This is a genomic window from Streptomyces sp. 11-1-2 (assembly GCF_003595545.1).
GTDB classification, from domain to species: domain Bacteria; phylum Actinomycetota; class Actinomycetes; order Streptomycetales; family Streptomycetaceae; genus Streptomyces; species Streptomyces hygroscopicus_B.
In genome coordinates this window covers 8,073,850-8,087,187 of record NZ_CP022545.1, presented here as the reverse complement: position 1 = coordinate 8,087,187, position 13,338 = coordinate 8,073,850, and the positions used below count along the sequence as shown (strand labels likewise).

The following is a 13,338-nucleotide window of genomic DNA, read 5'->3' as shown; positions in this document are numbered from 1 at the left end:
CTCTCCTCACAGCGCCTCCAGCACCTCCTGTATCCGTGTGGCCGCCGCGGCGTCGAGCGGCTCGTCGCCGTCCTGCGCCAGCCGCGGCAGAAAGCCGCACAACACCGTCAGTTGCCGCTCATCGCCGGCCGCCCGCCGGATCCAGCCGACCAGCGCGTCCTCGGCCGCCCCGGCCGATCTGGCCCAGGTCAGCGCGGCCCGCAGCAGCTCGGCCAGTCGCGGCGCGCACCCCGGATGGGCCGCCAGCACCGCCGTGGCCAGCGGCCAGGCGGCGTACGGCTCCAGCTCCGGCACCTCGCACAGCCCCCACAGATGCGAGGTGCGGGTGGTGACCGCGCGCAACACCGTGAGCAGCGCCAGGTCCCGGCGGGGCCGCCGGGTGTCGCGCAGCCAGCGGGTGAGCGCGGTCAGCACGGTCTCCGGCTCGGTCCCGGCCAGCAGCCGCAGCACGCTGTAGGAGGTGCTGCGGCCGTCGTCGGCGCAGGCGATCCGGCCGAGTTCCTCCAGGGACGCCACGATGGAACCCGCCGCCAGTCCGTAGCCGTGGGCGAGCGCGGCGGTCTCGCGCTCCCGCTCGTCGTCGCCGCGCGCCCAGTCCCGCAGCAGCCCGTTCACGGCGGGGCGCACCCCGGGGGCGCGGGACGCCTCGGCGAGTGCGGTGGCCGCCGCCATCCGCTGCACCGGGCTGTCGGTACGGGCCAGCGGCAGCGCCAGCTCGACCAGGCCGTAGAGGTAGTCGCGGGCACACAGCGCGCCCGCGGCGACCGCCGCGCGCACCCACACCTGCGGGCGCGGATCGTCGCACAGCCCGCGCAGCCAACGGGCCATCGGGCCGCGCAGGTTGTGGTGGGCGTCCCAGGACTCGTGGAGCACGGCGGGCGCCAGCCGCCGCCCCTCGAACCACACCGCGCGCACGGGCACCGACGCGTCCCCGAGGTCCTCCACCCCGTCGCCGTGGACCGCGCGCGCCGTGGCGAGCGAGGCCCCGGGGCGGGCGGCGAACAGCGGGCGCCCTGGCGCGTACTGCGGATCGAGCGTGACGGCCAGTTCCCAGGCCAGCAGTTCGGCGGCCTCCGCCATGAGGCTGTGCGCCGAGCCGTTGAAGACGGCGAGCGCGATCCGCAGCGCGGCGGCGCGCAGCGCGGGCAGCGCGGCGGGCAGGGTGCCGGGGCGCCCGGCCTCCAGGAACCACGCACGGGCCTGGTCCGGGGCGAACGACCGGCAGTGCTCCAGCAGCCGCTCCTCGGACAGCCTGCCCTCGGCGTGCGCGGCCAGCAGGCCCGCGAGCCGGGCGGCCTCGCCGGGCCGCGGCTCGTCCAGGCCGAGCGCCTCGGCCAGTTCGGGGCGCCAAGCGGTGGCGCGGGCCGTCTCCAGCAGCCCCGTGGGGCGGACGGCGAGCAGCTCGGTGAGGTGGCGGTCGAGAACGTCGGCGGCGGCCGGGGGCTCGTACGGCACGGCGTGGCGGCGGCCGCGCAACACCCGGTCGGCGGCCGGGCCGCCCGCGACCAGGACGACGCAGAACGCCTCATGCCCGGCGAAGTGGGCGCGCAGCCGGTCCAGCAGGGGCTCGATCGCGAAGTCCGGCTGATCAGCGGGGAGTTCGAGGAGATAGCCGTGGCCCCGCTCGGTCTTCTCCACACCGGACGCCCCGTGGAGGATGCCGGAACCGTGGGGGATGCCGGTCTCATGCGGGGTGCCGGAACCGTCCGGAATACCGGGCCCGTACGGAATACCGGGCCCGTACGGGATGCCGGAAAGCGGGGGGCCGGAACCGAGCGGGAGGCCGGACAAGTGTGGGATGCCGAGCCCATGCGGAATGCCGGACCCCAGCCGGGAGACCCCGCCGCCGGCCAGCTCGGACAGTTCGGCGAGGAGGGCGAGCCCGGTCCAGGCGCGGCCGGTGCCGGGTTCGCCGCACAGCGCCAGCAGGCCCGTGCGCCGCAGATGGTCGCGCATCGCGGCATAGCCGGGAACGGTCCGGTAGAGCCGCCGCAGCCGGTCCAACTCCTCGCGGGCCACCGGGCCTTCGGGGAGGGGGTACGGCGCCGGTTCGGCGCAGAGCCGGGCGGGGCCGACGGCGATGTGCAGATGGGCGCGCGCCTCGCGCGCCGTGCGGGCACCGCCCGGCTGGCCCGCCCCGTCCAGCGGGCCGCTCTTGGGGACGTCCAGCCGTCGTCCCCGCGACTCCGCCGGGGCGTCGACGTCTTCCGATGCGCTCATCGCCCGCCGTCCTTCATGCCGTGGCCCCCGCTTCCCGCTGTGGTGGTGACGGGGTGCCGGTGAATGCCCGAAGCGGGCGGCGGGGTTTCTCCCCCTGCCCGCCCCGCCGCCCTTCTCCGGTGCGGGGCACTGGGCCGTGCGCACCCCCGTCGCTCACGGTCCCGCGCCCTTTGTGCCACTCCAGGGTCGCCGGGGAACGGCGGGGCGGCTGTAGCCGTTTACACAGTCCCGGAGGACGCGTGGAAAGTGCGCGCCCGCGCTCAGTCGCGGGGGTCGGTCGCGGGGCGCGCCGGGATGTGCTCCCCCGCCGCCCGTCCCTCGGCCAGCAGCCGCAGCAGTCCGATGTCCATCACCACGAAGCGGCGCGAGGCGGTCCGGACGACGCCCTGGCCACGCAGCAGCCGCAGCGCCTTGGCGACCGCCTCCCGGGTCGAGCCCACGGCGGCCGCGATGTCGTGCTGGGGCAGCGGCAGATCGACGGTGATCGCCCCGTCGGCGGCGGGGTGGCCGGTGCGCTCGGCGAGTTCGACGAGCCGGGCCGCCAGCCGCTGCAGCACCTTCTCCGAGGCGAGTGAGCGCCGCTCCCCGTCGGAGCTGCGGAGCCGGGAGCTGAACTGGCGCATGATCAGCACGGTCGCGACGGGACGTGCGGCCAGATAGGCCCGGAACCGGTCGCCGGAGACCACCACCGCCTCCATCCGGCCGAGCGCGGTGACGGTGGCGCTGCGTGAGCCGTGGTCCACCGCGGCCTGGTCGCCCACGACCTCGCCCACCCCGCGCAGCGCCAGGATCAGCCGCACCCCGCGCTCGGTCTCCACCGAGATGGTGGCCCAGCCGGAGGTGATCGCGACGACGAAGGTCGTACGGTCGTGCTCGCGCAGCACGACCTCGCCGGCGGCGTAGGCCCGGGGGGTGCCGAGGGCGAGCAGTGCGCGCCGGTCGTCGGCCGGAAGCGCGTGCAGGAAGGGCCGTCCGTCCTCGAAAAGGCTCATCCGCCCTCCCCGCTCAGCTCGTCGTCGTCAGGCCTGCGGAGAATCCAGGGACCGGTCAGCACGCTAGGCAGCTGGCACGGGCACGTCAATGGTGCCGTAGCGGGTCCGTGCCGGATCCGCCGTTCTCCCCGGGGTCGACCCGAACTCCCGTACGCAAAGCGGCGCCCGCGACGGCCGCGAGCGCGGCGGTCACCGCCGTGAAGACCCACCCGGCGCGCAGCGCTTCCAGCCCCGGCCGTGCGGCGCCCCCGGTGATCACGACCAGCGCCGCGACGCCCAGGGCCGAGCCGCCCTGCCGGGACATCATCAGCACCCCGGAGCCGAGGGACAGCTGACGGGCCGGAAGCAGTCCGGCGGCGGAGAACATCACCGGCTGGTAGAGCCCCGCGCCGATCCCGGTGAGCACCAGCCCGGGCATGAACTCCACGGCGTAGTGCGCACCGTCGCCGCCCGCGAGGAGCAGCCACCACACCGGCCCCGCGGCGAAGCACAGCCCGCCCACGACGGCCGTGGTCCGCTCCCCCAGCGCCCGGACGATCCGCCCCGACAGCGTCGACACCACCAGGACGGTGAGCGGCCAGGGCGTGACGGCAAGGCCGGCCCGGGCCGAGGACCAGCCCCATGCCCCGGTGAACAGCAGGGTCGCGGCGAGGATCGAGGCGGCGTAGGCGAGGAAGTAGCTGAGCAGCCCGAGCGTGGCGGCGGTGAAGGCACGGGTCCGGAACAGCGCGGGGTCCACCACCGGGTCCGGATGGCGGCGTACGTGCGCCACGGCCAGGGCACCCGTGATCAGGCCGGCTGCGAGGAAGCCGAGGGTGGCCGGGGCGCCGTAGCCCCAGTCCGCGGCCTCGACGCAGGCGGTGGTGAGGGCCCCGGTGCCGAGGAGGACGAGCAGCGTGCCCAGCGGATCGAGGCGGCGGCGCTCACCGGGGACGGGCCCGGTGCGGACGGGCCCGGTGCGCGGCAGCAGCCGCAGCCCGGCCACCCATGCCAGCAGCACCACGGGCGGATTGACGAGGAAGATCCAGCGCCAGTCGAAGGCGGCCAGCAGACCGCCCGCCACCGGCCCCGCACTCGCCGCGACCGCGCTCACCGCCGTCCAGACGCCGACGGCCGTGGCCCGTTCTCGGGGCGGGAAGGCGGGCAGGGCGAGCGAGAGGGAGGTGGGCACCAGGACGGCCGCCGCCACGCCCTGCACCACGCGCGCCGCGATCAGCGTGCCGAGCCCGGGGGCCGCGCCACAGGCGACCGAGGCGAGCCCGAACAGCGCGATGCCAGTCAGGAACGAACGCCGCCCGCCGATCGCGTCGGCCAGCCGACCGGCCGGGACCAGCAGCGCCGCGAGCACGATGGTGTAGGCGTTGAGCACCCAGGACAGCTCGGCGGTGGACGCGGAGCGGAAGTCCGCGCCGATCGCCGGGAAGGCGATGTTGACCGCGATCATGTCGAGCACGGCGAGGAACTGGGCCGCCGACGCGACGGCGAGGATCAGCCAGCGCCGACGGCTGGGGGTGGGGGCGGGAGCCGGATCGGGGGTGGCCGCGGGCACACCGCTCCCCTGGGCCTTGGAGGAAGGGGGCGTCATGCCCGTCCAGCATCGGCCTCGGGGCACGGCGGAACGAGTGGCAGGAGTGACAGCATGCGCTACATTTCTGCCATGCGGTCCATAGCCCTCGCCGTCACCCCGGGCATGCCGATCTTCGACCTGGCGGTGCCCTGCCATGTCTTCGGCACCGATCGCCCAGGACTCCCGGACCCCTGGTACGAGCTGCGGGTCTGTGCGATCGGACCGGGCGGTTCGGAGGCCGGTGACCCGGTAGCCACCCGTTCGTGGTTCGCCGCCCACACCCCGTACGGCACCGAGGAGCTGATCACCGCGGACACGGTGATCGTCCCGGCCTCGGCCGATGTGCGCGGCGATCCGCCCGAGGAGCTGATCGCCGCGCTGCGCGAGGCCCATCGGCGCGGCGCCCGCATCGTGTCGCTGTGCTCGGGCGCGTTCACCCTCGCCGCGACCGGACTTCTCGACGGCCGTACGGCGGCCACCCACTGGATGTACGCGGCGCTGTTCGCCGAGCGCTATCCGGCCGTACGGCTCGATCCGTCCGTGCTCTATGTCGACCACGGCGATGTGCTGACCGGTGCGGGGTCCACGGCCTGCATCGACGTCTGTCTGCATCTGGTGCGCGTGGACTACGGCACCGAGGCGGCCAACACCCTGGCCCGGCAGCTCGTCGCGCCCGCCCACCGGCCCGGCGGCCAGGCCCAGTACATCGAGGCGCCGCTGCCGGAGCGCACCGACGACTCACTCGCCCCGCTGCTGCACTGGGCGGCCGAGCGGCTGCATGAGCCGCTGACCGTCGCCGACCTCGCCCGCCGCGCCCACACCAGCCCGCGCACCCTGGCCCGCCGCTTCCACGCCGCCACGGGCACGACGCCGCTGCGCTGGCTGCAGGGTCAGCGGATCGCGCGCGCCCGGGAGCTGCTGGAGGGCGGCGATCTGCCGGTGGACCGGATCGCGGAGCTGTGCGGGCTGGGCACGGCGGCCAACCTGCGCCGCCACTTCACCCGGGCGGTGGGGGTGCCGCCACACGACTACCGCCGTGCGTTCCGGGCCCGGGAGGCGCGGGCACCGGCCGTCTGACGCCGGGGCGGCCCGGACCCCGTCCCAGGCCCCGGCCGCCCGTACCTGGGGCGGGGCACACCGCCCCCGGCCCGGGACAGCGGTCCTGCCCCACCCCCAGCCGCTACAACCGCGGGTCCACCGGCTCGGACTCCAGCGCGAGCACCGCGAACACGGCCTCGTGGACGCGCCACAGCGGCTCGCCCTCCGCCAACCGGTCCAGCGCCTCCAGCCCGAGCGCGTACTCCCGCAGGGCGAGCGAGCGCTTGTGGCCGAGATGGCGCACCCGCAGCCGGTCGAGGTTCTCCGGGCGGGTGTACTCCGGGCCGTAGATGATCCGCAGATACTCGCGGCCCCGGCACTTCACGCCCGGCTGGACCAGCCGGCCGTCGCCCTTACGGACAAAGCCCTGGAGGGGCTTGACCACCATGCCCTCGCCGCCGGCCGCCGTCAGGTCCAGCCACCACCGCACGCCCTCGGCGACCGACGCCTCGTCCTCGGTGTCGACGATCAGCCGCCGGGTGGGGGCCAGCAGCCGGGTGCCGTGGCCGTCGGCGGGCGGCTTCTCGGCCTCGATCATCCGGTCGATCAGGGCGAGTTGCTGATCATGGGGCAGCGCGGTGGCGAGGTTACGGCCCTGGACGGCCAGGATCTGAAACGGCGCCATCCGGATACCGTCCGGCCCGTCGACCGGCCAGCAGTAGCGCCGGTAGGCGTCGGTGAACGCGGCCGCGTCCGCCGCCCGTTCACGCTCCTTGCCGAGCAGGGCGGACACCTCGACACCGCGCGCCTCCGCCCCCTCCAGCGCCGCGAGAACGCCGGGGAAGACGGCGCGGGAGGCGGCGCCCACCGCCGCGTACTGGTTGCGCAGCAGCCCCTCGGCCTTGAGCGACCACGGCATCAACTCGGCGTCCAGCAGCAGCCAGTCGCTGTCCAGCTCCTGCCACAGCCCGGAGTCCTCGAGGGAGCGGCTCAGCACGCGCAGTACGGTCTCGGTGAGCTGGACGTCGTCGAAGAACGGCCGTCCGGTACGGGTGTGGATCGTGCCCGAGGCGCCGTCCGGCGCGCCGAAGCGCTCCCGCGCGAGGTCCGCGTCACGGCAGACCAGCGCCACCGCGCGGGAGCCCATGTGCTTCTCCTCGCAGATCACCTGGCGCACCCCGTCCGCGCGGTAGGCGGCGAACGCCTCCGCCGGGTGTTCGAGGAAACCTCCGTCGGCGGCACCGCCGGTCCCCTCCTTCGAGGTGGCGGTCGGCGCCATGGTGGGCGGGAGATAGCCGAGCAGCCGGGGGTCCACCGCGAAACGGCTCATGACCTCCAGCGCCGCCGCCGCGTTCTCCTCCTTGACCGCGATCCGGCCCATATGACGGGTCTCGACGATACGGCGGCCCCGCACATCGGCCAGGTCGAGCGGGCGGCCGTCGGCGCCTCCGGGGGCCTCGGTGGTCAGCGGTTTGACCGGTTCGTACCAGACCCGCTCGGCCGGGACGTCCACCAGCTCGCGCTCCGGCCAGCGCAGCGCGGTCATCCGGCCGCCGAAGACACAGCCGGTGTCGAGGCAGATGGTGTTGTTGAGCCAGGAGGCGCGGGGGGTGGGGGTGTGGCCGTAGACGACGGCGGCCCGGCCGCGGTAGTCCTCGGCCCACGGATAGCGCACCGGCAGCCCGAACTCATCGGTCTCCCCGGTCGTCTCCCCGTACAGGGCGTGCGAACGGACCCGGCCGGAGGTGCGGCCGTGGTACTTCTCGGGCAGCCCGGCGTGACACACCACCAGCGCCCCGCCGTCCAGTACGTAGTGGCTGACCAGCGACTCGATGAACGCCCGCGCCCGCTCGACGAAGTCCGGGTCTGCGGTGTGCTCCCGGTCAAGCTGCTCCACGGTCTCGGCGAGGCCATGGGTGACCCGCACCTTGCGGCCCTTGAGATAGCGGCCGAGCTTGTTCTCGTGGTTGCCGGGCACGCACAGGGCCGCGCCGGAGGCGACCATGCCCATCACCAGGCGCAGCACCCCGGGGCTGTCGGGACCGCGGTCGACGAGGTCGCCGACGAAGACCGCCGTACGGCCCTCGGGGTGGGCGGCGTCCACCGGGCGGCCGGACTCGTCGCGGCGCAGCGCGTAGCCCAGCTTGCCCAGCAGGGTCTCCAGCTCGGAGCGGCAGCCGTGGATGTCGCCGATGATGTCGAACGGGCCCGTGAGATGGCGCAGATCGTTGTAGCGGCGCTCGGTGACGACCTCCGCGACCTCGACCTCGTCGACGCCGCGCAGGATGTGCACCTTGCGGAACCCCTCGCGCTCCAGGGACTTCAGGGAGCGGCGCAGTTCACGGCGCTGGCGGGGGATGACATGGTCGGGCATCCCGGCGCGGTCGGGGCGCCGGGCGTTGCGCCGGGCGCACTCGCCCTCGGGGACGTCGAGGACGATCGCCACGGGCAGCACGTCGTGCTCGCGCGCGAGCCCGATCAGGCCGCGACGCGACTCGCTGCGGACGTTGGTGGCGTCGACGACGGTCAGCCGCCCGGCGGCCAGCCGCTTGCCCACGATGTAGTGCAGCACGTCGAAGGCGTCGGGCGTGGCGCTCTGGTCGTTCTCGTCGTCGGCGACCAGCCCCCGGCAGACGTCGGAGGAGACGGTCTGGGTGGGCAGGAAGTGGTGCCGGGCGAAGGTGGACTTGCCGGAGCCGGTGGTGCCGACGAGCACCACGAGGGACAGGTCGGGCACGCCGATCAGGCGCTTCTCCTCGGTCATGCTGCTGCCTCCTTCGTCGTGATCGCGGTGCTGTCGCCGCTCCGGCTGCCCGTGCCGTCGCCGCCCTCGGCGGCCATGCGGAAGAGCGCGAGCTGGGTGGGCGGGCCGACCTCGGGGTCCTCGGGGCCGACGGGGCGGAACTCCACCGCGTAGCCGTGCCGCTCGGCGACCTGTTCCGCCCAGGCCCGGAACTCCTCGCGCGTCCACTCGAAGCGGTGGTCGCCGTGGCGCATCCGCCCGGCGGGCAGGGTCTCCCAGCGCACGTTGTACTCCACGTTGGGCGTGGTCACCACGACGGCCTTGGGCCGTGCGACGCCGAACACCGCATGCTCCAGGGCGGGCAGCCGGGGCGGATCCACATGCTCGATCACCTCGCTGAGCACCGCCGCGTCAAATCCGGCGAGCCGGGAGTCGGTGTAGGTGAGCGCGCCCTGGGTCAGCTTCAGCCGCCCCGACGACTGCCGCTCGACCGTGCCGGTGTCCAACCCCGGACGGTCCAGCCCCGGACGGTCCAGCCGCAGCCTCCGTGCCGCCTCGTTGAGCGCGCGCATCGACACATCGACGCCCACGATCTCGGTGAACCGAGTCTCCTTCAGCAGCGCGCCCAGCAACTGGCCCTGGCCGCAGCCCAGATCGAGCACCCTGGCCGCCCCGGTCCCGCGCAGGGCGTCGAGTATCGCCTCCCGCCGCCGTACCGCCAGCGGGACCGGCCGCTGCCCGGAACCCTCTTCGCCGTCGTCCTCCGCCAGCGGCTCGGCCGCCGGTTCGCCGATGGCGTCGTCGACGCCGTTGTCGATGGCGCTGTCGACGGCGTTGTCGATCTCCTCCGCCTCGGTGTCGTCGGCCTCGGCGAGCCGTGCCAGCTCCAGCCGCTCCAGCGCGCTGCGCGTCAGCGACCAGCGCCGGGCCAGATAGCGGTTGGTGATCAGCCGCTGCTCGGGGTGGCGCTCCAGCCAGCCCTCACCGGAACGCAGCAGCTTGTCCACCTCGTCCGGGGCGACCCAGTAGTGCTTGGCGTCGTCGAGCACGGGCAGCAGCACATACAGATGGCGCAGGGCGTCCGCCAGCCGCAGCTCACCCTCCAGCACCAGCCGCACGTACCGCGAGTCACCCCAGCGCGGGAACTCCTCGTCCAGCGCCACCGGCTCGGCCGTCACCGCCCAGCCCAGCGGTGCGAAGAGCCGCTCGACCAGGGCGGCGCCGCCGCGGGCGGGCAGCGCGGGCACCTCGATCCGCAGCGGCAGCGCCCGCTCCGGCAGCTCGGGCCGGGCCTTGCACTGACCCCTGAGCGCACTGGAGAAGACCGCGCTCAGCGCGACCGCCAGCAGCGAGGAGGCGGCGTACGGGCGGTCGTTCACGTACTGCGCGAGCGCGGAGTCGGGGGCGCCGCCCCGGCCCTTGCCGCGGCCCCGCCGCACCAACGCCACGGGATCCACTTCCAACAGCAGCGCCGCGGTGCAGCGTTCGGCGGTCGCCTCGGGATAGAGGACATGCGCGGTGCCGTAGGAGGTCGAGAACCGCTGCGCCTTGTCGGGGTGCTTGTGCAGCAGAAACCCGAGGTCGGTCGCGGGGCGCTCGGCAGTGCCGGTGGTGGTTATCGTCAAGAACACCCGTCCGAGTATCGCCCGGTGCCCCTTCCTCACCTAATGGTTTCTCACCACGGCGGCCAGCTCCGCGATCCGCTCCGGCCCCACCCGGCAGCAGCCGCCGATGAGCCGCGCCCCGGCGTCCTGCCATGCCCTGACCCGCCCCGGGTCGAAGGTCGCCCGGCCGCGCCAGCTCCGTGCCGCGGCATCCCACTCCTCTCCGCTGTTCGGATAGACCACCACCGGCTTGCCGGTGATGTCGGCCGCGATCTCCACGGCCCGGTCCGCATCACCCGGCTCACAGCAGTTGACGCCCACGGCGATCACCTGGTCGACCCCCGCGGCCAGGGCGAACGCGTCCCTCAGGGGCTGCCCGGCCCGGGTGGCCTCCCCCGCGATGCTGTAGGAGAGCCATACCGGCACCCCGCATCCCTCGACGGCGCTCAGCAGCGCCGCGGCCTCATCGGCGTCCGGCACCGTCTCCAGCGCCAGCACGTCGGGCCCGGCCGCGGCCAGCGCCTCGATCCTCGGCCGGTGGAACCGCGCCAGCTCGGCCACGCTCAGTCCGTACCGCCCGCGGTACTCGCTGCCGTCCGCCAGCATCGCCCCATAGGGCCCGACGGAGGCGGCGACCCACACCGGCTCCGCGCCCCGGTAGCCACCCGCGCCCCGGTCACCGCCCGCGCCCCGGTCGCCGCTCGCCGCCCGGTCGCCCGCGGCCTGGTCACGGGCCGCCGCGCGCTCGGTGGCCGCCCGCTCGGCCGCCGTGCGCGCCAGCTCGACACTGCGCCTCAGCAGCGCGGTGGCCTCCTCGTGGCCCACGCCCCGATGGGCGAAGCCCTCGTAGGTGGCCTGATAGCTGCTGGTGATGAGCACCCGTGCGCCCGCCCGTGCGTAGGCGGTGTGGGCCGCCTCGATCTGCCCCGGGTCATCGGCCAGCAGCCGGGCCGACCACAGCTCGTCGGAGAGATCGCAGCCCTGTGCCTCCAGTTGGTTGGACAGCCCGCCGTCGAGGACGAGCGGTCCGCGCTCCAACGCGGTGGCCAAGGGCGTGCGGGGTACGGACATCACGGGTGCTCCTGGTGGTTCGCTCAGCCCAGCCGGGCCTGGACCTGCGAGGAAATCAGCTCCAGGTGGTCGAGGTCCTGGAGGTCCAGCATCTGGAGGTACATCCGGGAGGCGCCCGCCTCCGCATAGCGGCCGATCTTGTCGACGACCTCGGCCGGGGAGCCCGCCAGGCCGTTCTCCTTCAGCTCCTCGACCTCCCGGCCGATCGCCGCGGCCCGCCGGGCGACCTCGGCGTCGTCCTTGCCCACGCACGCCACGAGCGCGTTGGAGTACACCAGGTCGTCGCCCTTGCGGCCGGCGGCCTCGGCGGCCTTCCGCACCCGGCCGAACTGGCGCTCACTGTCCTCGACCGAGGCGAACGGCATGTTGAACTCGTCCGCGTACTGGGCGGCCAGCCGCGGCGTACGGGTCGCCCCCTGGCCGCCGATCAGCACCGGCACCTTGTTCTGCGCGGGCTTGGGCAGCGCCGGGGAGTCCACCAGCTGGTAGTGGGCACCGTCATAGCCGAAGGTCTCGCCGACCGGGGTCTGCCACAGCCCGGTGACGATGGCCAGCTGCTCCTCCAGCCGGGCGAACTTCTCCTTGGGGAAGGGGATCCCATAGGCCCGGTGCTCCTCCTCGAACCAGCCCGCGCCCAGGCCCAGCTCGACTCGTCCACCCGACATCTGGTCGACCTGCGCGACCTGGATCGCCAGCACACCGGGCAGCCGGAAGGTGGCGGCGGTCATCAGCGTGCCCAGCCGGATCCGCCGGGTCTCGCGGGCCAGCCCGGCCAGGGTGATCCAGGCGTCGGAGGGGCCCGGGAGGCCGTCCACGCTTCCCATGCGCAGATAGTGGTCGGAGCGGAAAAAGGCGTCGAATCCGAGGTCCTCGGTGGCCTTGGCGACGGTGAGCAGAGTGTCGTAGGTCGCCCCCTGCTGGGGCTCGGTGAAGATGCGAAGATCCATGAGCCCCATCCTGCCTCTTCACGCGGCACCACCCCACTCCCCGCCCCACTCGCGGAACGTGAGATGCCGGAGCATCCCGTGCACCCGGTCCCGGGCCTCGTCCGCCGCGTCGATCGCCTCCACGCACTGCCAGTACAGCGCCTCCTCCTCCGTATTGGCGGCGACCCCGACCAGCGCGAATCCCGCCTCCGCGAGCAGATCTCCCAGCGCCAGCAGCACCTCTCTCGGATCGCGCACCTCTGAGAGCTGCGCGGCCCGTAAACCGCCGCCGCGCAGCGTGGGGTGGTGCAGCGCCGGGTGGAACAGGGCGCCGCGTGCCCGCCCGCCCGCCTCGCACAGACCGCGCGCCTCCGCTCGCGCGGCCGCCGGGCCGCTCACCACGAAATAACCGCCGACCGCCTCGGCCAGCGCTTGAACCTGCCAGGCTTCGGCCACGATGTCGTGCACGCCCCCGGCCTTCGCCAGGGCGTGCCGGGTGACACCGATCAGCCGCATCGCGTCCATTCCCCGCACCCCTCTCAACGGACTTCCGGGCCCGTCACTCCTCCACTACCCAGAGTGATGACTAACAGGCCGAAAAGCTAGGGGAATTCAGGAATCTGTTGACAACAGTTGCGATGTGGATAACTTTTTCACTACGGAGAGTGACGAAATGGAGGGTTAGGGGCTTGTAGACCATCCGAGATCACGGTTCACCGCCAGAGCGCCCGTTCACCGTCATAGTCCCCCGTTCACCGCCAGACCCACCATTCACCGCCAAAGCCCCCGTTCACGGTCGGCGCCCGTCCGCGATCAGCCCCCGTTCGCGGTCAGCGCCCTCCGTTCGCCGGAAAGCGCACCTCGTTCCGGTCGATCTTCGCCGAGAGCGCCGCGAGCGCGTCGATCCCCAGCACCTCGCAGAACTGGAGCAGATACGCCAGCACATCGGCGACCTCATCCTCGACCCGGGCCGCCTTGTCCTCGTCCTCCATCACCCGCGCCGACTGCTCCGGCGTCAGCCACTGGAAGATCTCCACCAGTTCCGACGCCTCGACGCTCAGCGCCGCCGCGAGGTTCTTGGGGGTGTGGTACTGCTGCCAGTCGCGCGCCGCCGCGAAGGCCGCCAGCCTGCGCTGCAGCGCCGCCACATCCAGGCCGTCGGTCCGGCCGCCGATCC

Annotated in this window: 10 protein-coding genes; 1 reads left to right on the top strand and 9 read right to left on the bottom strand. The window is 74.0% G+C overall.

Features of this window, described 5'->3' with window-relative positions; genetic code table 11:
- Positions 1-6: 6 nt before the first annotated feature.
- The 3 genes from CGL27_RS34750 to CGL27_RS34740 all read right to left on the bottom strand — a co-directional run bounded on the left by CGL27_RS34750 (position 7) and on the right by CGL27_RS34740 (position 4,797).
- Positions 7-2,220, bottom strand: coding sequence for a hypothetical protein (locus CGL27_RS34750; protein WP_119991778.1), 2,214 nt, complete (start codon positions 2,218-2,220; stop codon positions 7-9).
- A 260-nt stretch (positions 2,221-2,480) separates the two neighbouring features.
- On the bottom strand, positions 2,481-3,212 hold the full coding sequence (locus tag CGL27_RS34745) for a Crp/Fnr family transcriptional regulator (RefSeq protein WP_119991777.1): 732 nt from the start codon (positions 3,210-3,212) through the stop codon (positions 2,481-2,483).
- Between the two features lie 85 nt (positions 3,213-3,297).
- The gene (locus tag CGL27_RS34740; RefSeq protein WP_119991776.1) at positions 3,298-4,797 is read right to left on the bottom strand and encodes an MFS transporter; all 1,500 of its coding nucleotides are present in this window, start codon (positions 4,795-4,797) and stop codon (positions 3,298-3,300) included.
- A 72-nt stretch (positions 4,798-4,869) separates the two neighbouring features.
- Between CGL27_RS34740 and CGL27_RS34735 the strand changes: the two genes are divergently transcribed.
- Positions 4,870-5,856 (top strand): helix-turn-helix domain-containing protein, encoded by a 987-nt coding sequence (locus tag CGL27_RS34735; RefSeq protein ID WP_119991775.1) that lies wholly within the window; start codon positions 4,870-4,872, stop codon positions 5,854-5,856.
- A gap of 103 nt (positions 5,857-5,959) precedes the next feature.
- On the opposite strand, the gene CGL27_RS34730 is transcribed toward CGL27_RS34735, so the two are convergent.
- The 6 genes from CGL27_RS34730 to CGL27_RS34705 form a co-directional block, all read right to left on the bottom strand.
- Positions 5,960-8,581, bottom strand: coding sequence for a polynucleotide kinase-phosphatase (locus CGL27_RS34730; RefSeq protein ID WP_119991774.1), 2,622 nt, complete (start codon positions 8,579-8,581; stop codon positions 5,960-5,962).
- Complete coding sequence (locus tag CGL27_RS34725) at positions 8,578-10,191, bottom strand: 3' terminal RNA ribose 2'-O-methyltransferase Hen1 (RefSeq protein WP_119991773.1); 1,614 nt, start codon at positions 10,189-10,191, stop codon at positions 8,578-8,580. Before CGL27_RS34725 ends, CGL27_RS34730 begins: the two co-directional genes overlap by 4 nt.
- A gap of 33 nt (positions 10,192-10,224) precedes the next feature.
- The gene (gene mmuM / locus CGL27_RS34720) at positions 10,225-11,235 is read right to left on the bottom strand and encodes a homocysteine S-methyltransferase (RefSeq protein ID WP_119991772.1); all 1,011 of its coding nucleotides are present in this window, start codon (positions 11,233-11,235) and stop codon (positions 10,225-10,227) included.
- A gap of 23 nt (positions 11,236-11,258) precedes the next feature.
- Positions 11,259-12,182, bottom strand: a complete 924-nt coding sequence (locus CGL27_RS34715) for an LLM class F420-dependent oxidoreductase (protein ID WP_119991771.1) — start codon at positions 12,180-12,182, stop codon at positions 11,259-11,261.
- An 18-nt stretch (positions 12,183-12,200) separates the two neighbouring features.
- Positions 12,201-12,686 carry a DUF6099 family protein gene (locus CGL27_RS34710; protein WP_078644322.1) on the bottom strand — a complete coding sequence of 162 codons (486 nt, stop codon included), beginning with the start codon at positions 12,684-12,686 and terminating at the stop codon, positions 12,201-12,203.
- Positions 12,687-12,991: 305 nt separating this feature from the next.
- Complete coding sequence (locus CGL27_RS34705) at positions 12,992-13,336, bottom strand: nucleotide pyrophosphohydrolase (protein ID WP_119994695.1); 345 nt, start codon at positions 13,334-13,336, stop codon at positions 12,992-12,994.
- Between the last annotated feature and the right edge of the window lie 2 nt (positions 13,337-13,338).

Bases quoted from the DNA above. Each gene is read 5' to 3' on its own strand.
- CGL27_RS34750 (WP_119991778.1), bottom strand. From the start codon at position 2,220: ATGAGCGCATCGGAAGACGTCGACGCCCCGGCGGAGTCGCGGGGACGA.
- CGL27_RS34745 (WP_119991777.1), bottom strand. From the start codon at position 3,212: ATGAGCCTTTTCGAGGACGGACGGCCCTTCCTGCACGCGCTTCCGGCC.
- CGL27_RS34740 (WP_119991776.1), bottom strand. From the start codon at position 4,797: ATGACGCCCCCTTCCTCCAAGGCCCAGGGGAGCGGTGTGCCCGCGGCC.
- CGL27_RS34735 (WP_119991775.1), top strand. From the start codon at position 4,870: ATGCGGTCCATAGCCCTCGCCGTCACCCCGGGCATGCCGATCTTCGAC.
- CGL27_RS34730 (WP_119991774.1), bottom strand. From the start codon at position 8,581: ATGACCGAGGAGAAGCGCCTGATCGGCGTGCCCGACCTGTCCCTCGTG.
- mmuM (WP_119991772.1), bottom strand. From the start codon at position 11,235: ATGTCCGTACCCCGCACGCCCTTGGCCACCGCGTTGGAGCGCGGACCG.
- CGL27_RS34715 (WP_119991771.1), bottom strand. From the start codon at position 12,182: ATGGATCTTCGCATCTTCACCGAGCCCCAGCAGGGGGCGACCTACGAC.
- CGL27_RS34710 (WP_078644322.1), bottom strand. From the start codon at position 12,686: ATGGACGCGATGCGGCTGATCGGTGTCACCCGGCACGCCCTGGCGAAG.